Source organism: Pseudomonas sp. R1-6 (assembly GCF_051132115.1).
Taxonomy (GTDB): domain Bacteria; phylum Pseudomonadota; class Gammaproteobacteria; order Pseudomonadales; family Pseudomonadaceae; genus Aquipseudomonas.
In genome coordinates, this window is the sequence record NZ_CP071662.1 from 303,758 (window position 1) to 328,844 (window position 25,087).

23 protein-coding genes and 1 pseudogene are annotated in these 25,087 nt (G+C 61.4%); 9 read left to right on the forward strand and 15 right to left on the reverse strand.

Annotation, left to right across the window (positions count from 1 at the left end; genetic code table 11):
- Window positions 1-132 precede the first annotated feature (132 nt).
- Both J3P81_RS01375 and J3P81_RS01380 read left to right on the forward strand, forming a co-directional pair.
- Window positions 133-762 carry a 2OG-Fe(II) oxygenase gene (locus J3P81_RS01375; RefSeq protein ID WP_420765069.1) on the forward strand — a complete coding sequence of 210 codons (630 nt, stop codon included), beginning with the start codon at window positions 133-135 and terminating at the stop codon, window positions 760-762.
- Window positions 763-764: 2 nt separating this feature from the next.
- On the forward strand, window positions 765-1,256 hold the full coding sequence (locus tag J3P81_RS01380) for a DUF523 domain-containing protein (RefSeq protein ID WP_434561753.1): 492 nt from the start codon (window positions 765-767) through the stop codon (window positions 1,254-1,256).
- 156 nt (window positions 1,257-1,412) lie between these two features.
- On the opposite strand, the gene J3P81_RS01385 is transcribed toward J3P81_RS01380, so the two are convergent.
- A complete protein-coding gene (locus tag J3P81_RS01385) occupies window positions 1,413-2,786 on the reverse strand; it encodes a GTPase/DUF3482 domain-containing protein (protein ID WP_434561755.1) in 1,374 nt (457 codons plus the stop codon).
- On the reverse strand, window positions 2,779-4,146 hold the full coding sequence (locus J3P81_RS01390) for a DUF2868 domain-containing protein (RefSeq protein WP_434561757.1): 1,368 nt from the start codon (window positions 4,144-4,146) through the stop codon (window positions 2,779-2,781). The genes J3P81_RS01385 and J3P81_RS01390 overlap by 8 nt, the downstream gene beginning before the upstream one ends.
- Before the next feature lie 77 nt (window positions 4,147-4,223).
- Between J3P81_RS01390 and J3P81_RS01395 the strand changes: the two genes are divergently transcribed.
- On the forward strand, window positions 4,224-4,736 hold the full coding sequence (locus tag J3P81_RS01395; protein ID WP_434561759.1) for a dihydrofolate reductase: 513 nt from the start codon (window positions 4,224-4,226) through the stop codon (window positions 4,734-4,736).
- Between the two features lie 49 nt (window positions 4,737-4,785).
- On the opposite strand, the gene J3P81_RS01400 is transcribed toward J3P81_RS01395, so the two are convergent.
- Window positions 4,786-6,177, reverse strand: a complete 1,392-nt coding sequence (locus tag J3P81_RS01400) for an L-cystine transporter (RefSeq protein ID WP_434561761.1) — start codon at window positions 6,175-6,177, stop codon at window positions 4,786-4,788.
- A 241-nt stretch (window positions 6,178-6,418) separates the two neighbouring features.
- Here J3P81_RS01400 and J3P81_RS01405 point away from each other — a divergent pair, with 241 nt between their 5' ends.
- Entirely contained in the window at window positions 6,419-7,474 is a 1,056-nt protein-coding gene (locus J3P81_RS01405) for a haloacid dehalogenase-like hydrolase (protein WP_434561763.1), read from the forward strand.
- A gap of 125 nt (window positions 7,475-7,599) precedes the next feature.
- Here J3P81_RS01405 and ilvD read toward each other — a convergent pair whose 3' ends face one another.
- The 6 genes from ilvD to J3P81_RS01435 all read right to left on the reverse strand — a co-directional run bounded on the left by ilvD (window position 7,600) and on the right by J3P81_RS01435 (window position 15,191).
- Complete coding sequence (gene ilvD / locus J3P81_RS01410) at window positions 7,600-9,441, reverse strand: dihydroxy-acid dehydratase (protein ID WP_420765062.1); 1,842 nt, start codon at window positions 9,439-9,441, stop codon at window positions 7,600-7,602.
- A 267-nt stretch (window positions 9,442-9,708) separates the two neighbouring features.
- Window positions 9,709-10,914 (reverse strand): MFS transporter, encoded by a 1,206-nt coding sequence (locus J3P81_RS01415; RefSeq protein WP_434561765.1) that lies wholly within the window; start codon window positions 10,912-10,914, stop codon window positions 9,709-9,711.
- Window positions 10,907-11,860 (reverse strand): diiron oxygenase, encoded by a 954-nt coding sequence (locus J3P81_RS01420; protein WP_434561767.1) that lies wholly within the window; start codon window positions 11,858-11,860, stop codon window positions 10,907-10,909. Before J3P81_RS01420 ends, J3P81_RS01415 begins: the two co-directional genes overlap by 8 nt.
- Window positions 11,857-12,924 (reverse strand): SagB family peptide dehydrogenase, encoded by a 1,068-nt coding sequence (locus tag J3P81_RS01425; RefSeq protein WP_434561769.1) that lies wholly within the window; start codon window positions 12,922-12,924, stop codon window positions 11,857-11,859. The genes J3P81_RS01420 and J3P81_RS01425 overlap by 4 nt, the downstream gene beginning before the upstream one ends.
- Window positions 12,925-13,345: 421 nt before the next feature.
- Complete coding sequence (locus J3P81_RS01430) at window positions 13,346-14,542, reverse strand: class I SAM-dependent rRNA methyltransferase (RefSeq protein WP_434561771.1); 1,197 nt, start codon at window positions 14,540-14,542, stop codon at window positions 13,346-13,348.
- Window positions 14,543-14,651: 109 nt separating this feature from the next.
- Window positions 14,652-15,191 (reverse strand): type 1 glutamine amidotransferase domain-containing protein, encoded by a 540-nt coding sequence (locus J3P81_RS01435; protein WP_434561773.1) that lies wholly within the window; start codon window positions 15,189-15,191, stop codon window positions 14,652-14,654.
- Window positions 15,192-15,369: 178 nt separating this feature from the next.
- Between J3P81_RS01435 and J3P81_RS01440 the strand changes: the two genes are divergently transcribed.
- The 3 genes and pseudogenes from J3P81_RS01440 to J3P81_RS01450 all read left to right on the forward strand — a co-directional run bounded on the left by J3P81_RS01440 (window position 15,370) and on the right by J3P81_RS01450 (window position 17,458).
- The gene (locus J3P81_RS01440) at window positions 15,370-16,239 is read left to right on the forward strand and encodes an HDOD domain-containing protein (protein WP_420765056.1); all 870 of its coding nucleotides are present in this window, start codon (window positions 15,370-15,372) and stop codon (window positions 16,237-16,239) included.
- 30 nt (window positions 16,240-16,269) lie between these two features.
- Window positions 16,270-17,081, forward strand: a pseudogene (mutM, locus tag J3P81_RS01445) (bifunctional DNA-formamidopyrimidine glycosylase/DNA-(apurinic or apyrimidinic site) lyase).
- 56 nt (window positions 17,082-17,137) lie between these two features.
- On the forward strand, window positions 17,138-17,458 hold the full coding sequence (locus J3P81_RS01450) for a multidrug transporter (RefSeq protein WP_420765054.1): 321 nt from the start codon (window positions 17,138-17,140) through the stop codon (window positions 17,456-17,458).
- A gap of 130 nt (window positions 17,459-17,588) precedes the next feature.
- Here the strand turns inward: J3P81_RS01450 and J3P81_RS01455 are convergent, their stop codons facing one another.
- The 5 genes from J3P81_RS01455 to J3P81_RS01475 all read right to left on the reverse strand — a co-directional run bounded on the left by J3P81_RS01455 (window position 17,589) and on the right by J3P81_RS01475 (window position 22,229).
- A complete protein-coding gene (locus J3P81_RS01455) occupies window positions 17,589-17,840 on the reverse strand; it encodes a YfhL family 4Fe-4S dicluster ferredoxin (protein ID WP_009683359.1) in 252 nt (83 codons plus the stop codon).
- Window positions 17,841-17,985: 145 nt separating this feature from the next.
- Window positions 17,986-18,465 (reverse strand): pantetheine-phosphate adenylyltransferase, encoded by a 480-nt coding sequence (gene coaD, locus J3P81_RS01460; protein ID WP_007897855.1) that lies wholly within the window; start codon window positions 18,463-18,465, stop codon window positions 17,986-17,988.
- A 115-nt stretch (window positions 18,466-18,580) separates the two neighbouring features.
- Window positions 18,581-20,176: a GMC family oxidoreductase N-terminal domain-containing protein gene (locus J3P81_RS01465; RefSeq protein WP_434561775.1), complete on the reverse strand. Its 1,596-nt coding sequence runs from the start codon at window positions 20,174-20,176 to the stop codon at window positions 18,581-18,583.
- A 49-nt stretch (window positions 20,177-20,225) separates the two neighbouring features.
- Window positions 20,226-20,771 (reverse strand): twin-arginine translocation pathway signal protein, encoded by a 546-nt coding sequence (locus J3P81_RS01470; protein ID WP_420765052.1) that lies wholly within the window; start codon window positions 20,769-20,771, stop codon window positions 20,226-20,228.
- 27 nt (window positions 20,772-20,798) lie between these two features.
- Window positions 20,799-22,229 (reverse strand): coniferyl aldehyde dehydrogenase, encoded by a 1,431-nt coding sequence (locus tag J3P81_RS01475; RefSeq protein ID WP_434561777.1) that lies wholly within the window; start codon window positions 22,227-22,229, stop codon window positions 20,799-20,801.
- Window positions 22,230-22,377: 148 nt separating this feature from the next.
- Between J3P81_RS01475 and J3P81_RS01480 the strand changes: the two genes are divergently transcribed.
- Entirely contained in the window at window positions 22,378-23,049 is a 672-nt protein-coding gene (locus J3P81_RS01480; protein ID WP_420765050.1) for a TetR/AcrR family transcriptional regulator, read from the forward strand.
- 37 nt (window positions 23,050-23,086) lie between these two features.
- Window positions 23,087-23,941, forward strand: a complete 855-nt coding sequence (locus J3P81_RS01485) for a sulfurtransferase (RefSeq protein WP_434561779.1) — start codon at window positions 23,087-23,089, stop codon at window positions 23,939-23,941.
- Window positions 23,942-24,063: 122 nt separating this feature from the next.
- On the opposite strand, the gene J3P81_RS01490 is transcribed toward J3P81_RS01485, so the two are convergent.
- Window positions 24,064-25,062: a hydrolase gene (locus J3P81_RS01490; protein WP_434561781.1), complete on the reverse strand. Its 999-nt coding sequence runs from the start codon at window positions 25,060-25,062 to the stop codon at window positions 24,064-24,066.
- Window positions 25,063-25,087: the final 25 nt, after the last annotated feature.

Below are 25,087 nucleotides of genomic sequence, written 5' to 3' on the forward strand. Positions count from 1 at the left end.
CTGTCAGCAGCCGACTATTCTCCGTGGGGTGCGGGAACTTGTCGAGAATTCGTATCAAGTTCGTACGGCGGTGCCACCTGGCGCAGCGAACCCGCTGCGCGGCGCTGTCGGTTTTGCAGGCACAGGAATACTATGCGCGCCATGCAAATACCTTCTGATCATCCGTTGCTGTTACGTATCGTCGACGACCTGGCCGAGCGCGGCTGGTCGCAGCAGAACATCTTCCTGCCGGATGCGCTGACGCGCGCCTTGGCGGCCGAGTGCCGCCAGCGCGCCGCTGAAGGTGAACTGGCCCCGGCCGCCGTTGGACGCGGGCCGTTTTCGGAAATTCGCGAAGGGATCCGTGGCGATCACATCCAGTGGATCGAGCCCGGCCAGGTTGACGCCTGCGACCGTTACCTGGGGTTGATGGACAGCCTGCGCGAGGCCTTGAACCGGGGCCTGTTCCTGGGACTGGAGGATTTCGAGAGCCACTTCGCCCTGTACCCGCCCGGTGCGTTCTACCTCAAGCACGTCGACCGCTTCCGTGACGATGACCGGCGCATGGTCTCGGCGGTGCTCTATCTCAATGACGCGTGGCTGCCGGAACACGGCGGTCAGTTGCGCATGTACCTGGGCGAAAGCGAGCACGATGTAGTGCCCACCGGCGGCTGCCTGGTGGTGTTTCTCTCGGGGGACATTCCCCATGAAGTGCTGCCGGCGACGCGTGAGCGCCTGTCCTTGACCGGTTGGTTCCGACGCCGCGGCAACGAGTTGTTCTGAGCATGGAAAAAATCCTCGTCAGTCGCTGTCTGCTCGGTCATCGCGTGCGTTACGACGGTGGCGCCAGCGGGCCATTCGATCAGCTCCAGCAATGGCTCGACGAGGGTCGTGTCGTGCCGCTGTGCCCGGAGGTCGCCGGCGGCTTGCCCACGCCCCGGCCGGCGGCGGAGATTCCTGGCGGGCAAGGAGTGAAAGTGCTCGATGGCGACGCGGCGGTCATCACCACCGATGGCGAGGATGTGAGCGCGCAGTTTTTGTCGGGTGCCTATCAAGCGTTGGATTTGGTGCGCGAACACGGCATCCGGATCGCCGTGCTGAAGGCCAACAGCCCCTCCTGCGGCAACCTGCTCACCTATGACGGGACATTCAGCGGTGTGAAAGTCCTCGGCGAGGGCGTGACGGCGGCGTTGCTCAAGCGCCATGGCGTACGGGTGTTCAGCGAGCTGGAGCTGGCGGAAGCGGCGTCGGCGCTAAAAGCGTTGGCCGCGGAATAATTGCGGCGAACCGTTTTTTTGTGGCGAGGGGATTTATCCCCGCTGGGGTGCGAAGCGCCCCCAAAAAAATATCGACCACAGCCGCACATCCAAAAAGCAGGGGGCCGCTTCGCGACCCAACGGGGATAAATGCCCTCACCACAGAAATGACGGTGTCTAAAGCTGCTCGGCCAATAGCTCGATCTGCTCTTGCCGCTCGGCCTGGCTCAAGCGGGGACTGGGGTTGAGCGACGACCACTGCGGATACGCTCGGGCCTTGTTCAATGCTTCGGGCAACCTGCCTTCGCGCCATGTCTTATCGTGGGGCGTGGCGATACGGATACTGTCCATCGCCGCATGACCGCGCTGATTGATCGCTTGCAGCAATTGCCGTTGGCGCAAGGCCAGGAGGCGCAGCACGCTGTCGTCCACGGTCAGTTCGCGCTGGCCCTTGAGCTTGCCCATCAACCGGTTGCCATAGCTGCGGGCGGTTTGCAGCGCACCGCCGGCAATGGCTCCGGCCAGGGCTGCGGCGCCAAGGGTCAACCCTCCCACCAGCAAATCCACGCCCGCACCCGCCGCTGCCCCGGCCGCGATCCCGCCACCGACTCGCACGCCCAATTGCTTGAGGGTGTCGGGATTGAACAGGTCATCGCCCCAGCGACCGTCCAGCAGAGGCAAATCGCTGGCGGCCGCGTCCTGGGCACGGAAAGCGTAAAGCTTGAGCAGCGCTTCAACGCAGCGCTGCTCGCGCTGACGGACGGCGTCGCGCAATTGGCCGATGGCCTGGTGCTCCAGATCCGCATCGCTGGCGACGCTGCGTCGGCAGGCGGCACAGTCGATCAGAAGTTCGGCGATCAGGCGCTTTGCGCTCTGCTGGCGAGCCTGGCGCTGGGCCTGTTGATCATCGATCAGTCGCTCCAGCTGTTCGCGAGCGTTTTCCAGCAACAGTGCAAGGCTTTCGTACAGGCGTCGTTCGCCGTCTTCCGGCGGGGCGACGCTGTCGAAGCGCACCAGCGCATGCAGGCCCAATCGCGCCAGGGCTTCGCGCCACTCAGGTTCGCGATGCTGGGCGCTGCTGACGAAGTTGAGCACCGGTAGCAGCGGTTTGCCGCAACTGGCGAGGACTTCCAACTCATCGCGATATTTGGCCAGCACTGGCTCGCGGGCATCAATGACATACAGTCCGGCATCGCTGGCGAGCAACTGCCGCAGCACCTTGGCTTCCTGCTCGAAGCGTTGCCGGGCCTCACTGCCATCGAGGAAGCGCGCCAGGCGTGCCGGGCCGTCCAGGCGTTCGCCCGGCCGCTCCAGGCGTTCCAGGTAATCGAGCAGGGCGATGGCGTCTTCCAGCCCCGGCGTGTCGTACAGTTCCAGCAGCGCCTGGCCATCCACCGACAGGCGAGCCCCTTCGACGTGACGGGTGGTGCTCGGGCGATGGGACACCTCGCCGAAGCCGACGTCGCGGGTCAGGGTGCGCAGCAAGGAGGTCTTGCCGACATTGGTGTGGCCGACCACCGCGATCTTCAGGGGCTTGATGGATTCAGTCATGGCCGGTCTCCAGCCAGTTCATCGGGGCGCAATCGGCGAACGGCAACTCCAACTGTTGCAGCGCGTTATGCCAATCACCCAGGCGCTCGCCGTCCAGCGCTTCGCCGGGTGGCGCCTGCAATAACCAGATACGGGTAGCGCTGGCGCTGCGGGCCAGCTCGGCAATCAACGCTAGGCTTCCACGGTCCGGCGAACGCCGGGGGTCGCAGGCAATCGCCAGGCGCGCGGGTGGGAAACGCGACAGTTGTTCCAAGAGTCTGTGGCGGGACTCGCGGCTGTCGAGGATGCCGGCGTTTTTAACGGAGTCGGGCAGCTTGGGCGGCCAGGGACGTTCGTCCAGCTCGATCGCCACCAGCAACGCGCCGTCACTTTCCATTGCCCCGACGGCGCTGTCGATTCTGTGCAACTGTGCGGGCGCGGCATCGTTGACCCCCAGGCGCTCGCTGCTGGGCATCAACCGCTCGCGCAACTGCGCGTAACCGGGCAGGTTCAAGTCCAGGCGAAGTCTGGCGCGGCCACGACGCCATCGCCAAAGACACAGCAGCGCCAGGCACAGGCGCGGCAGCACGCCGTAGACCAGCAAGACGCCGACCAACCACCCGGCCCAGGCCTGGCGGGCGCTCTCGATATCCAACGCGGCGTCACCGCTGGCGCGTATCATCTCGACGGTCGGCACGCTGAAGCCCAGCAGGGCGGGCAGCGCACCGAGGGCCTGGGTCATGGCGACAAAGGTATCGCTGCCCAGAATCGTGGTTTCCCAGACGAAGCCATAACGCCGGGTCGCCATCAGCATCAGTACGATGACCAGCGCGCTGAGCATCGCCAGTAGCCACAAGCCGTTGACCAGCACGCCGAGCGCCCAGCGATTGAGCCGGTGCCGTTGCAACAACAGCAGCAGGGCTGGCGCCAGTTGGGCAGCCTTGGCATCACGCGCCAGTTTTTCGCTGAGCCACAGCCAAAGGCGTCCCAGCGTGGCGCCTTGCTCCCCGGCGAACAGCAGGCCCAGGAGCCAGCCAATGAGCAGGAGCAGGTTCAGCCCCAATAGGCTGCCCAAGGCCCAGAAAACGTTGACCGGCGCGCGTCCATCGCCGAGGGCGGCGAACCCCAGGCCGGCGCCGCTGGCGATGGCGAGCACCGCCAACGCCATCAGCGCCAGCCGCGCTCCCTGCAGCCAGTGGCGCAGGGCTTGAGCAAGGCCGTCGCGGTCGGCCAGCCAGCGGGCGCGGTGGCGGATGCGGGTGGATAGATCGCCTCCTGCCGCGCGGGCCAGGCGATTGGCTTCCTGATCCTCGAGCGGGCCGGCGTGTTCTTCACGCAGGCGTATCGTCTCGGTCAACCAGAGGTTCTGCAGTTCTGTCACGGGCGCTTCCGTTGCTCGAATGAGCAAAGAGCATAACCGCTGTGGCGCCGGTCCGGGCCTCTGGTATTCTCGCCCCCATGAAAAAAACTCTTCCCTTAAGCCTGATCGCAGCCCTCGGTGAAAACCGTGTGATCGGCATCGACAACACCATGCCCTGGCACTTGCCGGGGGATTTCAAATATTTCAAGGCCACCACTCTGGGCAAGCCGATCATCATGGGCCGCAAGACCTGGGACTCCCTCGGTCGACCGCTGCCGGGTCGCTTGAATATCGTGGTGAGCCGCCAACCCGGCCTGGTTTTGGAAGGCGCGCAGGTTTATTCCACGCTTGAAGCCGCAGTGGAACGGGCCGAAGCCTGGGCGCTGGAACAAGGCGTGGACGAGCTGATGCTGATCGGCGGTGCCCAGCTCTATGCGCAGGCATTGGATCAGGCGGATCGGCTGTACCTGACCCGCGTGGCGCTGAGCCCGGAAGGGGATGCTTGGTTCCCGGCGTTTGATTCGAACCAGTGGAAGCTGGTTTCGAACCAGCCGAATCCGGCCGAAGGGGACAAGCCGGCCTACAGTTTCGAAGTCTGGGAAAAACGCTGAAGCATCGCGAGCAAGCTTGCTCGCGATAGCCGATTTAACAGGCCCCCCGTCAAGCCTGCGCCAACTCCCCATGCTCGTCGGCATCGAGCAGTGCTTTGTCAGTCTGCTGCATCACCTGGCTGGTAATCGCCCCCGCAGTGATCGAGCCACTGACATTCAATGCAGTGCGGCCCATGTCGATCAGCGGCTCCACCGAAATAAGCAGCGCCACCAGCGAGACCGGCAAACCCATGGCCGGCAGCACGATCAGCGCGGCGAACGTCGCGCCGCCACCGACTCCTGCCACGCCCGCCGAACTCAAGGTCACGATGGCGACCAGCGTTGCGATCCACACCGGATCCAGCGGGTTGATGCCCACGGTGGGCGCGACCATCACCGCCAGCATCGCCGGATACAGCCCGGCACAACCGTTCTGGCCGATGGTGGCGCCGAACGAGGCGCTGAAGCTGGCGATCGCCCGGGGAATGCCGAGGCGACTGGTCTGGGCCTCGATGCTCAACGGAATGGTCGCGGCGCTGGAACGGCTGGTGAAGGCGAACGTCAACACCGGCCAGATCTTGCGGAAGAAACGCAGCGGGTTGATCCCGGCGGCCGACACCAGCAGGCCATGGACCACGAACATCAAGCCCAGCCCCAGGTACGACACCACTACGAAACTACCGAGCTTGATGATGTCCTGCAGATTCGAGCCGGCGACCACCTTCGTCATCAGCGCCAGCACGCCGTATGGCGTGAGCTTCATCACCAGGCGCACCAGGCGCGTCACCCAGCTTTGCAGGGTGTCGATGGCGTCGACCACCTTCTGGCCTTTCTCGGCGTCATCCTTGAGCAACTGCAACGCGGCGACACCGAGGAACGCCGCGAAAATCACCACGCTGATGATCGACGTCGGCTTCGCCCGGGCAAGGTCGGCAAAAGGATTCTGTGGAATGAACGAAAGCAGCAGCTGCGGAATGTTCAGGTTGGCGACCTTTGCGGCGTAGTCGCCCTGGATCACTTGCAGGCGCGCCAGTTCCTGGGTGCCGGCCACCAGGCCCTCGGCGGTGAGGCCGAACAGGTTGGTCAGGCCGATGCCGATCAGCGCCGCGATGGCGGTGGTGAACAGCAGCGTACCGATGGTCAGGAAGCTGATCTTGCCCAGGGACGCGGCATTGTGCAGGCGGGCCACGGCGCTGAGGATCGAGGCGAAGACCAGCGGGATCACGATCATCTGCAGCAACTGCACATAGCCATTGCCCACGAGGTCGAACCAACCGATCGACGCTTTGAGCACGGGATTCGCTGCCCCATAAATCGTATGCAGGGCGATACCGAACACCACGCCCAGCGCCAGCGCCAGCAAGACCTTTTTGGCCAGGCTCCAGGTGCCGTGGCGGGTTTGCGCCAGGCCGAACAGCAGGCCAATGAACACCAGCAGATTGAGTATCAGCGGCACATTCATGAAAAACTCCGATAAGACTTTGCCAGTCGCCACGAGCCGCGACTGTGAGCCGGAAAGCCTAACAGTCTGATATCTAAAGAATTAATACTAAAAAAGAATGCTTACTGTCGCTTTTGGAATAAGGCGCTGGCGTCCACGGACATGCCGCTGCCGTTATCGGGACGCAAGCGGTCGCCCACAGGCGGGATCCGCCACAGGCATTTGTTAGCGTCGAACTCTTACAAACTGGGAGTAAACGCCGATGAAGCTCGTACCGCACCTGCTCGCTGTCGCTCTAGGCTTGGGCCTCGTCGGCCAAGCGCTCGCCACCGATCTCAAGCACTGGCCGGCGGAACAGGCCAAGGCGCTGGAAGCGATGATCGCGGCCAACGCCAACAAGGGTAACTACGCGGTCTTTGACATGGACAACACCAGCTACCGCTACGACCTGGAGGAGTCGCTGTTGCCGTTCATGGAGAACAAGGGCCTCATCAGCCGTGAAACCCTGGACCCATCCCTGAAGCTGATGCCGTTCAAGGATACGGCTGAACACAAGGAAAGCCTCTTCAGCTATTACTACCGCCTGTGCGAACTGGACGACATGGTTTGCTACCCGTGGGTGGCCCAGGTGTTCTCTGGGTTCACGCTCAAGGAGCTGAAGGGTTATGTCGATGAATTGATGGCTTCAGGCAAACCGGTGCCGACCACCTATTACGATGGCGACAAGGTGGTTGAGTACAACGTCAACCCGCCGAAAATCTTCACCGGCCAGACCGAGCTGTACAACAAACTGATGGAAAACGGTATCGAGGTCTACGTCATGACCGCGGCTTCCGAAGAGCTGGTGCGCATGGTCGCGGCCGATCCGAAGTATGGCTACAACCTCAAGCCGCAGAACGTGATCGGCGTGACCACGCTGCTCAAGGACCGCAAGACCGGCGAGCTGACCACCGCACGCAAACAGATCACAAACGGCAAATACGACGAGAACGCCAACCTGGGCCTGGAGTACACCCCCTACCTCTGGACCCCGGCGACCTGGATGGCCGGCAAGCATGCGGCGATCCTGACTTACATCGACGAATGGAAAAAACCCGTACTCGTCGCCGGCGATACGCCGACCAGCGACGGCTACATGTTGTTCCACGATGTGGACGTGGCCAAGGGCGGCATCCACCTGTGGGTCAACCGCAAGGACAAGTACATGACCCAGATCAACGGCATGATGGCCAAGCACGCCGCCGCCCAGGCCAAGGAAGGATTGCCGGTGACGGCTGACAAGAACTGGGTAATCGTCAAGCCCGAGGACATTCAGTAAACCCGTCCCCCACACTGACACCAAGTAACCCTGTGGCGAGGGAGCACTTGGCCCAAAAGGGTCAGACTGAAGCCCAAAAAAAATGCCCCGCGCTTGGCGGGGCATTTTGTTCGAAGCTAGGACGCTTACAACCCGTCAAGCATCGCCTTGTTGCGCACCGCACCTTTGTCGGCGCTGGTGGCGAGGAGGGCGTAGGCCTTTAGGGCGGTGGTGACTTTGCGCGGACGCACTTCCACCGGCTTCCAGCCTTTCTTGTCCTGCTCGACGCGGCGTTCGGCCAATTCTTCGTCGCTGATCAGCAGGTTGATCGAGCGGTTGGGAATGTCGATCAATACCTTGTCGCCATCGCGCACCAGGCCAATGGCGCCGCCAGCCGCCGCTTCCGGCGAAGCGTGGCCAATGGACAGGCCAGAGGTGCCGCCAGAGAACCGCCCGTCCGTCAGCAGCGCGCAGGCTTTGCCCAGGCCTTTGGACTTCAGGTAGGACGTCGGGTAGAGCATTTCCTGCATGCCCGGGCCGCCTTTCGGGCCTTCGTAGCGAATGATCACGATATCGCCGGCCTTCACTTCATCGGCAAGGATGCCGCGCACGGCGCTGTCCTGGCTTTCGAAGATCTTGGCGTTGCCTTCGAATACATGGATCGACTCGTCGACGCCGGCGGTTTTTACCACGCAGCCGTCCAGGGCAATGTTGCCGTACAACACAGCCAGGCCACCTTCCTTGGAGTAGGCGTGCTCGACGCTGCGGATGCAGCCGTTTTCACGGTCGTCATCCAGGGTTTCCCAGCGAGTCGATTGGCTGAAGGCAGTTTGGGTCGGGATGCCCGCCGGGCCGGCCTTGAAGAAGTGATGCACGGCTTCGTCGGTGGTCTGGGTGATGTCCCACTTGGCGATGGCCTCGGCCATGGTCTTGCTGTGTACCGTTGGCAGGTCGGTATGCAACAGACCGCCTCGGGCCAGGGAGCCGAGGATGCTGAAGATGCCGCCGGCGCGGTGCACGTCTTCCATATGGTACTTCTGGATGTTCGGCGCTACTTTGCACAGCTGCGGTACGTGACGGGACAGGCGGTCGATGTCGCGCAGATCGAAGTCGATCTCGGCTTCCTGAGCGGCAGCGAGCAAGTGCAGGATGGTGTTGGTGGAACCGCCCATGGCGATGTCCAGCGTCATGGCATTCTCGAACGCCTTGAAGTTGGCAATGTTGCGTGGCAGCACCGATTCATCGTTTTCGCCGTAGTAACGCTTGCACAGCTCGACGATGGTCCGGCCGGCCTGCAGGAACAGTTGCTCGCGGTCGCTGTGGGTGGCCAGGGTCGAACCGTTGCCTGGCAATGCCAGCCCCAGGGCTTCGGTCAGGCAGTTCATCGAGTTGGCGGTGAACATGCCGGAGCACGAACCGCAGGTCGGACAGGCGCTGCGCTCGTACTCGGCGACCTTCTCGTCAGAAGCGCTGGAGTCGGCGGCGATTACCATCGCGTCCACCAGGTCGAGGCCGTGGCTGGCGAGCTTGGTCTTGCCGGCTTCCATCGGGCCGCCGGAAACGAAGATTACCGGGATGTTCAGGCGCAGTGCGGCCATGAGCATGCCGGGGGTGATCTTGTCGCAGTTGGAGATACAGACGATGGCGTCGGCACAGTGGGCGTTGACCATGTACTCGACCGAGTCGGCGATGATCTCGCGACTGGGCAGCGAATAAAGCATGCCGTCGTGGCCCATCGCGATGCCGTCGTCCACGGCGATGGTGTTGAATTCCTTGGCAACACCGCCGGCACGTTCGATTTCACGGGCAACCAATTGTCCCAGGTCCTTGAGGTGGACGTGACCCGGTACGAACTGGGTGAAAGAGTTGGCAATGGCGATGATCGGCTTCTTGAAGTCGTCATCCTTCATCCCCGTGGCGCGCCACAATGCACGGGCGCCGGCCATGTTGCGGCCATGGGTGGATGTTTTCGAACGGTAATCAGGCATGGAGCACTCCGGGCGGCTAATCAGGTACTTATCAGGTATCAATGGGGAGTGAGCTTCTGTCGACGTCTGGAACACTCGGGATTGGCGGTGTGTCCGGAAGTGGCCGATGACTTTGCAGGATCGCTGCGTGCCTCAGCATGAGCTCATAAACCCGCCGGGGATGAATGGCGATGAATGCCCCGATTCTACACCGCTGGCGCCAGGATGAAATGACGCAAAGCGCCGATCTGTCGCCAATGTCACGCTCGGGATGACGACTGGCAGCGTTCAGCCGGGCAATAACCTTCGGTGACGAAGCCTGACCAGCGTGTTGAGCGTCATGCCAAGGAGGCTGAATGCGATCAGGCATAGCGCAAGCGTGAAAGGCAAGGGTAAGGGAGAGAGGCTGATGCCGGCGCTGGCCAGGCCGCCCGTGATGAAGATCAGCACGCTGCCCGCCGATGCGGAGGTACCCGCTTGCTCCGCAAAGGTGTTCATCGCCCGGGTATGGGCGGCCGCGCGCGCAATCGTTGTGCCAGTGGTGCATACAACCATGGGCAGCAGAACGGTCGTGATGGACAGGCGAATGATGTAGAAAAGCACCAGCATCGATAGACCCGCCGTCAGGATCAGGCTCAGGCCGGTGATGATCTGGGTGTGCGAGTCGATTCGGTTGTCGAGTATGGTCGCGAATGCGCCGCCGCCGATATAGGCCAGCCCGTAGCCCAGCAGCATCACTGAGAAAGCCTGCTGCGAGAGCTGCAATTGGTCGATGAAGATCAATGGCGAAATGACAATGAATGAAAAATGACAGGAAAACGCGAGTGCCGAAATCAGCCAATAGGCCATGAAGCTGAAATGACCGCAGACTCTGCGATAAGACGCAAAGAAGTTCATCCGCGCGGATCGGCAGTTTTGGGCCGGGCCTTCAAGTAAAAGACAGGCGCCGGCAAATGCGCCGATTGCCAGTACGATGAACACCAGAAAACTGCCGCGCCACCCCATCCAACCTTGTAGGCCAGTGCCGGCCAGTGGCGAGATGGAAATAAAGACGCCGCCGCAGGTGACCAGAAAGATACGCAGCCGCTGCTGTTGCGTTCCGGTAAACAGGTCCTGGACCAGTGCCTGGGAGAGCACAAAGCAACCGCACCCCAACGCCTGGATGAATCGGAAAACCAGGAACAGCCGGAAGTCGTCAGTCAAGGTGCACCCCGCTGCGCCGACAACCGAGACGGCGATGCCGACCAACAACAGTGTCTTGCGGCCCATGGCATCGGAAAGCGGGCCAATCAATAGCTGTGAGAGCGCAATGCCTACGGCAAACAGGCTGACAGACAGGGCAATGTCTGAGGATGAGTTGCGAAAGTGCCCAGCCAGCGCCGGAAACGAAGGCAGTACAACATCGATCGGAAACACGCCAAGCAGCGTCAACATCGTCAGGAGCCCGACGATGGCTGGCTTGTCCACAGATGGACGACTGGATAGGTCAGCCATCAAGGAACCCCGCCTCGCAAAAGAGCGCTCGGTTGTGGTCATTGTCAAAAAAACCGGCTCGTTGCATGGCCGCGAATGTCGATACCGCACCTGAGCGAACCCGTGCGGCATGGGCATGTGGCGGCACGATGTCGGCAACGATCTGAAGGGATGCCGTCTCCTCGAAGCCCACGCTGGCGAGGCTGCCCATCAACCAGGGGATATCCGGTTCGAAATAGAGCCCGATGATGTCCAACAGCAGCCTCGCCGCCCACTCGTGTTGTGTTGCGTCGAGAATCGGCCAGAGGTAGCCGAAGACCTCGCTGAAGTATCGGCTGTGGCGCGCTTCGTCCTGCAGATGAGTTTTGAGCATGCGGTAGACCGTACAGACCAAGGTATTCCGGGTGAGGGTGAGCAGCTCCCGGGCAATGATCGTTTCGGAGACAAACCCCAACAGGAACCACGCGAGGGGGCGGTCCGGGGGTGGGCATTTTTGGATCACGCCCAACAACCGACCGATTCGCCTGGCCGGAGGGCGATCCTGGATGCCGTACAAGGCAGCGATCTGTTCAGCCACCTCGTTGGAAAACAGTGCGTGGTAGCCCTCGTCCGTATACAGCTGCAGGGCCGCGGTTTTCATTTCGGTCGGAATCGGCACGGCCAGTTCGCCATGGACCAGTGCCTCCACGGAGCGGTTGACGATCCGGTGTTCCAGCATCGTCGTGTAATCGAGGAAGTACACCAGGTGATTGGCCGCCAGCCGTTGGGCAACGGATTGACCTGCGTGTATGACCAACGGGTGTTCGACATAGGGAATGAAGGCTGGTGGAAACCAGTGCCGGCTCGATAACTGCCGCTCCAGATCGTCAGGCAGGCGATAGTCGTCCTTACCTGCTCGTACGGCGGCTTTGCGATTCCAGTCGGCCAAGGAGTAAAGCGGTGGCTGGACAAAGGTCTGCTCGCTCATGGCGCAGCGTCCTGTTCGTCGAGCAACGATATCAACTCGCGGCAGTGGACCTGGCCGTCACCGTGGCCGCAGCCGACAAAGAACAACGGTTGTTCGGGGGTTCCCTCAAGGCCGAGCAAGTGCTCCACCTGGCAGTCGGCCAAGGCCCCTGTCAGCCATGTATCGAGGCCCATGGCGGTGGCTACCATCAGGAAGCTCTGGGAGACATGGCCGGTCTCGACAAAAGCCATCCGATAGGCGCGCGAATGTTCGTACTTCCACCAGAGCTTGTCGAAGCGCGAAGTAATGAACAGCCCGAACGGCAGGTTGTTGATGAAATGCTGGCCGCACAGCAGCTGGCCCAGGGATTCATCCGGCAGCGTCCGGATCAGGCTGACCGAATGTTCGTCCGGGTGATAGGCATAGAGGCCCGCATCGAGTCCCGTGACGTTACGCACGTACAAATAACCTTCGCAGGCATTAAGACCACCACCCGAGGGGCTGCTTCTTCGCGCGGCGAACCGTTCGAGAGGGCATGATCGTTCGTTCAGGTAACCCAAGGCCAGGTAAAGGAGAGTGCTGACCTGATCAATGGAAATGGCGCGATTGTCGAATGAGCGGGAGGTGCTTCGGCTGACGAGCGTCCGTACCAGCGACACCTCTTTGAGTTCATCCCCTGAAGGGCGCTCAAGGACGGTTCGCCCGACGGGACAGGGTGTTGTCCTGGCTGGGGGCGCGGGTGAGGAGAGGACTTCGGCGCAATGATGCAGGTAAAGCGTCGCCCATTCGTCCACATCCTGGGGGACGCTCTCGCAGGGAATGTTTTTTGTTCCGATATGAAAGATCCTGGAGAGTTCGTCCCACTTCCAGTCAATATTCTTAGTCCGACCCTCGACCAATATATCGACTTTGGCAAATTCGCTGTCGATGGGGTTTGAAGGATCGAATCGTGAAGGGTCGTTTATAAGTTGCGCCAGTCTGGTTGCGTAATAGATGTCCAGTTCGAACTGGGTGTGTTGCTCATAATTCCATACGACTTGATGGGGTGGGCGCGCCAATATGAACAGGCAAGGGTTTATTTGCATGGCATCGTTTCCGCTGTGGCGAAGAGAAAGAAGGGGGCGAGGCGCCGGCAACCGCGTCCCCGTCGTCTTGCTTAGCGGGCTTTAGGCGTCACCAAGCCTGCCAGGTTGGCGATTTTGCTGACTTCGAGGATAATTGTTTTCATGACGAAACTCCTTGTTCGTTAAGTGTTGTTTTTTACTATGGGTTGTCACTTCCGGTGTGACAGCTCAATCATAGTTTCTAACGAATGCATGGCAAGCAAATATCAGGTAGGACGGCTCCAGTAATTGCGTGGGATAGTTCATACAAGATCTACTAATACAATTATTTGCTTCCTGATGCGGTAACTTTTCTTACGACCAAAAAAACGCAGCCTGGGCTGCGTGGGGACGTTCTAATTGTTGCAGGCTGGGCGCAGCAGCGGCTACGCCCAACAAGGCCTTAGCTGTTGGGCAGCAGACGGCAGGTAATGCTCTTGATGTAGCGCGTTTCGGCGATTGCCGGATGCACCGGATGGTCTGGGCCTTGGCCGCCGCGTTCGAGCAATTGGATGTTGCGGTCCAGGTGACGGGCGCTGGTCAGCAGGATGTTTTGCAGGTCGTCCTCGGGCAAGTGCATCGAGCACGAAGCGCTGACTAGGATGCCGTCCTTGCTGAGCAGGCGCATGGCTTGCTCGTTGAGGCGTCGGTAGGCGCCTTCCCCGTTCTTCAGATCCTTCTTGCGCTTGATGAAGGCGGGCGGGTCGGCCACGATGACGTCGAAACGCTCCTCGCCGGCCTTGAGCTCCTTCAAGGCTTCGAATACATCGCCTTCGATGCAGGTCAGCCGTTCGGCGAAGCCGTTCAGGGCAGCGTTGCGCTCCACGCCGTCAAGGGCGAATGCCGATGCGTCGACGCAGAAGACTTCGCTGGCCCCGAACGCGGCGGCTTGCACTCCCCAGCCGCCAATGTAGCTGAACAGGTCCAGCACGCGCTTGCCCTTGGCATACGGCGCCAGGCGCGCGCGGTTCATGCGATGGTCATAGAACCAGCCGGTCTTCTGGCCTTCCATCACCGGGGCTTCGAACTTCACACCGTTCTCTTCCAGGGCGACCCATTCCGGTACCAGGCCGAACACGGTCTCGACGTAGCGTTCGAGGCCTTCGGCGTCACGGGCCGCGGAGTCGTTCTTGAACAGGATGCCGCTGGGCTTGAGGACCTGGGTCAGGGCGGCGATCACGTCGTCTTTATGGGCTTCCATGGTGGCGGAAGCGATCTGGACCACCAGGATGTCGCCGAAACGGTCGACCACCAGCCCCGGCAGCAAATCGGAATCACCATAGACCAAGCGATAGAACGGCTTGTCGAACAGGCGCTCGCGCAGGGACAACGCCACGTTGAGGCGATGCACCAGCAGGGATTTGTCCAGGGGCAGCTTCACGTCACGGGACAGCAATCGGGCGCAGATCAGGTTGTTGGGGCTCATCGCGACGATGCCCAGCGGCTTGCCGCCCGCAGCCTCCAGGATGGCCTGGTCGCCAGCCTTGAAACCGTGCAACGGGGTGGCAGCTACGTCGATTTCGTTACTGTAGATCCACAAATGGCCGGCGCGCAGGCGACGGTCGGCGTTGGCTTTGAGGCGCAGGCTAGGCAGGGACATGACGTCGCTCCGGAAAAAAGAGCGGGAGTATACCGTGTTGCAACCGTTGCGGGGCTTGTGCTGGACATGCGGCGAAGGAGCGCGCTCGCCTCGCCGCAATGTAACGGCTTCAGGCGGACAGCGCGCTGATCAGCTCGCGGTTGAAAGCAGGAATGTCATCAGGCTGGCGGCTGCTGATCAGTTTGCCATCCTTGACCACTTCCTGATCGACCCAGTTCGCGCCGGCATTGGTCAAATCATCCTTGAGGGTCTTGTAGCTGGTCATTGTCTTGCCCTTGACCAGCCCGCTCGACACCAGCAACCAGCCGCCATGGCAAATCACTGCGATGGGCTTGCCGGCCGCCTCGAAGCCCTTGACCAGGTTCTGGGCGTCGGGGTCGATACGGATCGTGTCGGAGTTCTGTACCCCACCGGGCAGCACCACGGCATCGTATTGCTCGACATTGGCGGCCTTGAACGTCAGGTCGACCTGGAAATCGTCGGCCGGCTGGTCATGGTTCCACCCTTTGACCTGGCCTTCGCTGGCCGAAACGATTTCCACCTTGGCCCCGGCCTGCTCCAGCGCCTGCTTCGGACCGGTCAGTTCGGCCTGTTCAAAACCATTTGTCACCAGGATGGCCACGCGTTTGTCATTCAGGGAGCCGGGCATGAAAAATCTCCTCAAGCTGAGTGGGTGAGCTGCCGACCTAAGCCGGTAAGCAGGCTTGGTTGTCGGTCCTACAAAATCCGAAGCCGAGGCTTGAATGAAAGTTCCGCCGGTCTACCCGGCGGTGTGCCGGATTTATCTTTAAGGGTTAGAATCCCCGCCTGGCCCAGAGTGCGTACCCATGTCCAAAGAGCTTTCCACCGAACAGATCCAACAGTCCCTGCAAGGGATCAGCGTCCCGCCGCAGCCGCAAATCATGGTGGATCTGCAGATGGAGCAGTACATGCCCGATCCGGACCTGGAGACCATCGCCAAGCTGATTTCCCAGGATCCGGGCCTCTCCGGGGCCTTGCTCAAGATCGTCAATTCGCCGTATTACGGCTTGAGCAACAAGATCACCTCGATCCAGCGCGCGGTGAACCTGCTGGGCAGCCGTTCGATTATCAACCTGATCAATGCCCAATCGATCAAGGGAGAGTTGCACGACGACACCATCGTGACCTTGAATCGTTTCTGGGACACCGCCCAGGACGTGGCGATGACCTGCCTGACCCTGGCCAAGCGCCTCGGTATGCAGAATGGTGACGAAGCCTACGCCCTCGGGCTGTTCCACGACTGTGGCGTGCCGCTGATGCTCAAGCAATTCCCAACCTACATGAGCGTGCTGGAGGAGGCCTACGCCAACGCCAGTGCCGAATGCCGGGTGGTGGACACCGAAAACCGTGTGTTCAATACCAACCATGCCGTGGTCGGTTACTACACGTCCAAGTCCTGGCGCCTGCCGGACCATGTCAGCCAGGCCATCGCCAATCACCACAACGCCCTGGCGATCTTCAGCGACGAAAATGCGCGCAATAACTGCCCGCTGAAAAACCTGCTGGCGATCCTGAAGATGTCGGAAAACATCTGCGCGTCCCACCGCGTGCTGGGTAACCAGGCCGACGATCACGAGTGGGAATGCGTCGGACCGCTGGTGCTCGACTATATCGGGTTGTCGGAATATGACTTCCAGACCCAGAAACAGGAAATACGCGACCTGGCCAGTCGTTGAATGCCAGTCTTCGCCTGATTCGAGAACCCCATGCCAGAACTGCCGGAAGTCGAAACCACTCGCCGCGGAATCGCGCCACACCTCGAGGGGCAGCGGGTCAGCCGCGTGGTGTGCGCGATCACCGCTTGCGCTGGCCGATTCCTGAAGACCTCGATGTGCGCCTCTCCGGGCAGCGCATCGTTCAAGTGGAACGGCGGGCCAAGTATTTGCTGATCAACGCCGAAGTCGGCACGTTGATCAGTCATCTGGGCATGTCCGGCAATTTGCGGCTGGTAGAAACCGGCATGCCCGCCGCGAGGCATGAGCATGTCGATATCGAACTGGAGTCGGGCCTGGCTCTGCGCTACACCGACCCTCGTCGCTTCGGCGCGATGCTCTGGAGTCTTGATCCGCTCAACCACGAACTCCTGATCCGCCTTGGGCCTGAGCCGCTGACCGATCTGTTCGACGGCGAACGGCTTTTCCAGCTTTCCCGCGGCCGCTCGATGGCGGTCAAGCCGTTCATCATGGATAACGCGATCGTCGTGGGCGTGGGCAATATTTATGCGACGGAAGCGCTGTTCGCCGCCGGAATCGACCCGCGCCGCGAAGCGGGGGGCATTTCCCGGGCGCGCTATTTGAAACTGGCGATCGAGATCAAGCGCATCCTCGCCCATGCCATCGAGCGCGGCGGGACCACACTGCGGGATTTCATTGGCGGCGACGGCCAGCCTGGGTATTTCCAGCAGGAACTGTTCGTGTACGGACGAGGCGGGCAGACGTGTAAGATGTGCGGCACGGGGCTGCGGGAGATCCGCCTGGGGCAGCGAGCGAGTGTCTGGTGTCCACGCTGCCAGAGTTGATTCGTCCTACGGTCTATAGTCAGTAGTCATATTGATTTAGCCGAAGGATCGCATCCATGAGTCTGATTCGACCTGTCGTTCTGGCGCTCTCGCTGAGTGTCGGTTTGCCTGTATTCGCAAACACCGAAAGCGGTGATCCGCGCTACACCATCCAGAACCCACCGGCCTACGCCATGATCGGCGACTTGCTGATCGCGCGACCGCTGCTGCTCGCTGCCACTGTGATCGGCGCCGGCGCGTTTGTCGTGTCGTTGCCCTTTACCGCGCTGGGCGGCGGCGTGGGCGATGCGGGCAAAGCGTTGGTGGTGGACCCGGCGAAGGCCACGTTCGTGCGATGCCTGGGGTGTATCGGTGAGGGGTTCGAGCGGCAGGAGTGAATCGTCACTTGTGTGCATTTGTGGTGTGGCTGATGGCCCTGTCGCGAGCAGGTTCGCTTCCACAGGGATCTGCTGTGTGGCAGAAATAAATCACTTGCTCGCGATAGGGCCGGCAAGGCCGTCCAGAAGCTCAAGCCTTGCCAGTAATCCTGCGATATTTCGCCATCAGCTGTTCTTCCGTCTCCGGATGAGCCTCGTCCAGCGGGATGCAATCCACCGGGCAGACTTGCTGGCACTGGGGTTCGTCGTAATGGCCGACGCACTGGGTGCACAGGTTCGGGTCGATGACGTAGATCTCTTCGCCTTGGGAAATGGCCTCGTTCGGGCACTCGGGTTCGCAGACGTCGCAGTTGATGCAGTCGTCGGTGATGATAAGGGACATGCAGACTCCGGCCGGGGCGTAGGGCCCGGGCAGTTGAAAACGAATAGACGCAATTGTGCCGCAATCACGCGCGCAGTGCACGCGGGCGCGATGGACTGCGCACGCATGACTGTCGAGCCGCGTTAGGGATCGTCGCCCGTAGGGGTTATTTCTTGAAGCGCAGCGTCAGCGCGTCGGCCACCGCCGGGTGGACGAACTTGGTGATATCGCCGCCCAGGGCCGCGATTTCTCGCACCAGCGTCGAAGAAATGAAGGAATAGCGTTCCGACGGCGTCAGGAAAAGACTCTCGACGTCCGGCGCCAGCTGGCGATTCATGTTCGCCAATTGGAACTCGTACTCGAAATCCGAGACCGCTCGCAGGCCACGAAGGAACACGTTGGCGTTCTTTTCCTTGGCAAAATGCGCGAGCAGGGTCGAGAAACCGACCACTTCCACGTTGGGCAGGTGCTTGGTGACCTCGCGGGCCAGCTCCACTCGTTGTTCCAGCGGGAACAGCGGGTTTTTCTTCGGGCTGGCGGCGACGGCGATGATCACATGGTCGAACAGGCGCGAGGCGCGTTCGACCAGATCGCCATGGCCCTTGGTAATAGGGTCGAAGGTACCTGGGTACAACACTCGGTTCATCGCGTCGTCCTGGCGGGAGTCCGTTGGGGAGTCGGATGGTATCGCAGCCATCTCGGCCGGCCAAGTCGGCTGTTGACGAAGAAAGCACTATAGACGCTGCGAATAATCCATGTTTTCAAGGTTTTTCCAGACGTTCGGCCAGGGATGTCGCCAGTTGTGCCGTCAATCCATACACCGACAATTGCGGGTTGGCGCCGATGCTGGTGGGGAACAGCGAGCCGTCGTGAATGGAGAGATTGCCCAATTGATGATGTCGGCCGAGGCTGTCTGTCACGGCAGCCTTCGGATCTTCTCCCATGGCGCAGCCGCCCATAACATGGGCACTGCCCAGGCGCGTGCGGTACAGGACCATATCAAGCCCGTCGATCATTTCGCGGGCCTCCGCCAGGGTTTTCACATAATGGGCATCGCTGTGCAGGGGCATCACGGCCCGGGCGCCTCCGGCGAACTGGATTTCGGCCATGCTGTGAAATGCCCGGCGCAGGCCATCCCAGGCGTAGGGCGACAGCTGATAGTCGAGCACTGGCGTGCCGTCGCTGCGCAATTCGACGCTGCCGCCGGGGCTATCCGGATGGAAGCCGTCACGCAGCAACGCCAGCATGGCATGGGTATGGGGCAGGTGAGCCATGTGCGCCGCATTTTCGCCGCCGAAGCCACCCAGCAGCGTGGCGGCAAGGGCGGGATGCAATGGCGGCACCTCCAGCTTGTACGACATCCTGCCGCTTACGCCGTCCTGCCATTGGAAATGATCCGAATAAATCGACTGCGGAGCGCCGTAGAACGGGTTGATCACTTCATCGAACTGGCCGGCCGACATGTTCACGAGGTGCAGGAACGTGCGCTGGCCCAGCCGTCCGTGCGGGTCCGGTGCCTCGGAGCGCAACAGCAGGGCAGGGCTGTTGATACCGCCGCCGGCCAATACATAATGCCGCGCCTTGATCGTGATGCGCCGCCCGGTCGGTGCCACGCAATGCTCGTCCATGGCCAGGCATTTCAAGCCGACGACCGCATCGTTTTTGATGACCAGACGCTCAGCCCTCGCGAGGTAAAGCAGCGCGCCGCCCTTGTCCAGCGTGGCGGGTATGGTGGTGACGAGCATCGATTGCTTGGCGTTGGTCGGGCAGCCCATGCCGCAGTATCCCAGGTTCCAGCAACCTCGCACGTTGCGTGGGATGACATGCCAGGCGTAGCCCAATTGTTCACAGCCCTTGCGGATCACGTCGTTGTTGGCGTTGGGTGGAATCATCCAGGGTGCCACGCCGAGGCGTTGTTCCATCCGTTCAAACCAAGGGGCCATGTCGGCGGGGCCGTGGCCTTTGACGTTGTGTTCGGCCGCCCAGTGCTCAAGGGTTTGCGTTGGGGTGCGCAAGCTTGAAGTCCAATTGATCAACGTCGTGCCGCCCACCGCACGTCCCTGGAGGATGGTGATGGCGCCGTCCTTGCTCATGCGTCCGAGGCCTTCCTGGTACAGGCTGGTATAGGCCTGGTCCTCCCGCAGCGTGAAGTCGTGGCTGGTCTTCAGCGGACCTTCTTCGATGAGCAATACCTTGTAACCGGCGGCGCTGAGGATTTCCGCCGTGGTGCCACCGCCGGCGCCGCTGCCGATGATCGCCACGTCCGCTTCCAGCGTGAGGTCCTGGCTCAGTTGCGCGCCGTTGTAGGTGGTCCAGCCACGGGCGAGGCCTTCACGGAACGGGTCGGGTACGGGCATGCTAGGGGTCCCTTGTTGTTATGGACGGCGCTGGAGTCCACTGTGGCTTTCAAACCATCGGTGGTCCCGGGTACCCGCAATGGGCCCAGGACTCGGGCCGGCTGTACCACGCCATCATCACCATTTGCAGCAACGAGCCGTGGCCTTGGCGCAACAAGCTCAGCGAGCTGTTTTCCCACCGCGTCAGAAACTGTCGAATGTCATCGGCGCTGGCGTTTTCCCACGCGCCCCAGATCCCGGTCAGCGGCCCGCGGGTAATCCCCAGCGTCAGCACGTCGAATAGCTGGTGCGTTAGCTTGAGCATGGCGGGCGACAGGTGCGCCAGCCCTCGATCCAGGCTTTGCAGCGTGGCATCGGTGGCGGCGGGGAGCGTTCCAGCTGTTGTGGCCCCGTCGAGCATGACGGCAATCACGGCACGCAAGAACGGCAAGTCGCTGTCGCGCAATGCCGCCAGCCCGAGGGCCGGTTGGCTGGAGGAGCAGCCGCTCAGGCTGGCGCCCAATCCCACCGTGGCCAGGAAGGCGCTGGCGCCGAAGCTCAGTTGCAGTAAACCGCGTCGTGACAGGGCGGGCTTATCGGTCAGGCTTGGGTTCATTATTGTTATTACCCGGGAAGACACTGGTTAGCGGATAAACAGCTTCTGGATCAGTTTCTGCAACGGCTTTCCATAGGGCGGGTAGATCAGTTTCGCCGCGTTGAACCGCTGCTTGACCAGCACGCCCTTGGCCTTGCTGAAGGTCAGGAACCCCTCATGTCCGTGGTAGTGCCCCATCCCCGAGGCGCCAATACCGCCAAACGGCATATCGTCCTGGGCCACGTGCAACAGCGTGTCGTTGAGGCAGACGCCGCCGGAATGGGTTTCGTCGAGCACGCGATTCTGTTCGGTCTTGTTGTAGCCGAAATAGTAGAGCGCCAAGGGGCGAGGTCGCTGATTGATGTAGGCAAATGCCTGGTCGAGGTTCTCATAAGGGACGATGGGGAGCAGCGGCCCGAAAATCTCGTCCTGCATGACAGTCATGTCGTCCGTGACATTGAGCAAAAGGCTGTGGGCCATGCGTTGTCCCTGGCTTTGCTCGAACAGCTCGATCAGCAACGCCCCTTTGCTTGTTGCATCGCCGATGTAGCCGTTAAGCCGCGCCAGTTGTCGTTCGTTAATTACGGCGGTGTAGTCCGGGTTGTCAATCAACGTCGGATAGAACCCGCGTACGGCCTCGCGATAGGCCTCGACGAACGCCCCGACACGGTTTTGCGGCACCAGCACGTAATCCGGTGCGACACAGGTTTGCCCGGCGTTGAGGGTCTTGCCGAAGGCGATGCGCTCGGCAGCGTGTTCAAGCGGGACGTCTTCGGAAACGATGGCCGGAGATTTTCCGCCCAGTTCCAGGGTGATGGGCGTCAGGTTTTCAGCGGCCGCACGCATGACGTGCTTGCCGATGCTGCTGGCGCCGGTAAACAGCAGGTGATCGAACGGCAGCCTGGAGAACGCGATGCCTACGTCTGCTTCGCCAAGCACGACGGACACCAGGTCCTGGGGAAATATCCGGGCCAGCAGTTGCTTGAGCAACAAGCCGGTGGCAGGGGTCGATTCGCTGAGTTTTAGCATCACCCTGTTGCCCGCCGACAAGGCTCCGACCAAAGGCCCTATGGCCAGGAAGAGCGGATAGTTCCAGGGCACGATGACCCCGACCACCCCCAGCGGTTGATAGACCACTTTGGCCGATGCCGGCTGGAAGGCCAGGCCAACCTTGCGTCGAGAGGGCTTTATCCAGCCTTTGAGGTGTCGCCTGGCGTAATGGATACCGTGCAGGCTCGGCATCAGCTCGGCCAACAATGTTTCGTCCGCGCTGCGGTGGCTGAAATCCTCGCTGATGGCGTCGATCAAGGCCTGCCGTTCATTGCTCAACAGTTCGCCCAATGCCTTGAGCCATTGCAGTCGCTGCGCCGCCGGTGGCATCGGGTGAGCCGCGTAGGCTTGGCGCTGGGCGATGAAGAGCGCTTGGAGCTCGTCCAGCTGCTGTTGAGACTCGTGCAGGTAAGCGACATCGGCAGGCATGGCGGGCACCGGATTATTATTGGAATCGGTGTTTTCTAGAGCTTATGCTCTAGAAAGTCAAATGAGCCTCTGTAAATCCCTTGGGTTTTATCCTGTGACCGATAGGTCGTAAGATGCCCTTCGATCACTTTTTATTAAAGCCCAAGCCATGGCCCCACGAATGAAAACCAGCGAGCGCATCGTGCAGAACAGCCTCGAGTTGTTCAACCGCCAGGGCGAGCGCAGCGTCAGCACCAACCATATTGCCGCTCACATGGAGATGTCCCCCGGCAACCTCTACTACCACTTCCCCAACAAGCAGGCGATCATCGCCGTGCTGTTCAGTGAGTATGAAAACCTGGTGGACAGCTTCTTGCGCCCGCCCCAAGGCCGCCTGGCCACGGTGGACGACAAGCGCTTTTATCTGCAAGAGCTGCTGTCGGCGATGTGGCGTTACCGGTTCCTGCATCGCGACCTGGAACACCTGCTCGACAGCGACCCGGAACTTGCGGCGCGTTATCGGCGGTTTTCCCAGCGCTGCCTGATCCATGGCACCGCCATCTACGAGGGCTTCGTCGAAGCCGGTATCCTGAAGATGGACCGCGTGCAGATCGAATCCCTGACCCTCAACGCCTGGATCATCCTCACGTCCTGGGTACGGTTCCTGTGCACGACCCGTGAAAACTCCAGCCACTTGAGCGAACAAGCCATCAAGCGTGGCGTATACCAGGTCCTGGTGCTCGAGGCGGGTTTCGTGACTGACCAGGCCCGTGAAGCGGTGGATGCGTTGTTCAAAGAATTTTATGTCCCCCTGGCCCAGACCCTGGAGGAAGGGCAATAAGGATCGGACCTGCTTGATTCAGCCACAGGAGTTCACCATGCCCATCGCGCAACTCATCAGCCCCCAGGCCCTAGAACAGAGGCGATCACAGCCTGGGCTGGTGATCCTTGATTGTCGTTTTGCCCTGGAGGACCCGGACTACGGCCAGCGCAGTTATGCCGAAGGCCATATCGCCGGTGCGTCTCACGCGGACCTTGAGCGCGACCTGAGCGGTCCGGTGGTCAAAGGCGTGACCGGGCGCCATCCTTTGCCCGCACCTGAAGCCTTGGTTACGCGTCTGCAGGCCTGGGGCATCAACAACGAGAGTGACGTCGTGCTGTACGACGATGGTCCCGGGGCCTACGCTGCCCGGGCCTGGTGGCTGCTGGCCTGGCTGGGCAAGCGCGAGGGCGTCTACATTCTCGACGGCGGCCTCAAGGCCTGGCACACGGTCGGTTTGCCCCTGAGTCTCGATCCGCCGGCCATCCAGGCCGGCTCCTTCAGTGGTTCGCCGGACGCGAATCTGCTGGTCAATGCCGACATATTGCAACAACGTCTCGGCCAGCCGGACATGACGTTGCTGGATGCGCGGGCGTTGCCGCGATTCAAAGGTGAGGTCGAGCCGATCGATCCGGTGGCCGGGCATATCCCGGGCGCGCAATGCGCGGCCTTCACCGATAACCTTGGCGCCGATGGGCGGTTCCTGCCGACCGACCAGCTCAAGCAGCGCTTTGCCGCAAAATTCGGCGATCGCTCGCCGAGCGGCCTGGTGGCCTATTGCGGCTCGGGCGTGACGGCATGCCATAACCTGTTTGCCTTGTGCCTGGCAGGGTATCCGTTGGGCAAGCTGTACGCCGGCTCGTGGAGCGAGTGGATCAATGATCCGCGGCGGGGCGTGGCGAAGGGCGAATAACGAGGCACCTACAACCAATTGGGAGCGAGCTTGCTCGCGATGGCGGTGTATCAGTCATGTCGCTGATCTGTCGCTATCGCGAGCAAGCTCGCTCCCACAAAAGTTTTCTCGCTTGCGAATCGTCAACCATGGCCCAGGGTGGCGAGCCATTTGGGGATGCGTCGTTCCAGATAGTAGCCGGGACGCCGTAACGTCCCGTCGACGAATCCGACATGTCCGCCTCGGGCATGCAATTCAAGCCGGGTCGACGCTGACAACTCTTCAGGGGCGGGCAGGCTGTGGGGAAATACGAACGGATCGTCGGCGGCCTGGATAAGCAAGGTCGGCGTTTTGATCCCCGCCATGAAATAGCGGCTGGAGGCGCGACGATAATAGTCCGCCGCATCTGAGAATCCGTGTAGGGGCGCGGTGACGCGCCCATCGAAATCCCAAAACGTGCGCATATTGTCCAGCGAGCCCAGCGCGGCCAGGGCCGCAAGCCCTTCCTGGCGTCCGTCGTGCTGGAATTGGCGCTGTTTGTTGCGCATGTAGGCGATCATCTCCCGCATGAAATGCGCTTGGTAGAATTTGGAGAAGCCCTGCCCGATACGATCGGCGCACTGGTCCAGGCGAAACGGCACCGAAACGGCCACCGCGCCCAGCAGTTGGCTGTCGCTGCCGGTCTCGCCCAGATGCTTGAGCAAGACGTTGCCGCCCAGTGAATAGCCCACAGCAAACAATGGCGCCAGAGGTCGCCGGGTGCGCAGATGCGTCAGGGCGGCGGCCAGGTCTTCGCTCACTCCTGAATGGTAGCTGCGGGGCAGCAGGTTCGGCTCCCCCGAACACCCGCGCCAGTTCAACGCGACGCTGGCCCAGCCTTGGTCGTTGAGTGCTTGTTGCAGCCCGGTCACGTAGGGCGAGTTGGAAGAACCGGTCAGCCCGTGAAGTACCAGTACCAATGGCGCCTCGGCGCTATGGGGTCCATACCAGTCGAGGTCGAGAAAGTCGCCGTCTTCCAGCCACAGCCGCTCCCGTTCGCGATCGATGGGGCAGGACTTCCGCCATAACGGCCCCCACAATGTTTGCAGGTGCGGGTTGCCAAGCCCAGGGGCAGGGACGAAAGGTTCGGATGCGGCGGACATTCTGACTATTTCTCGATGCACGGCC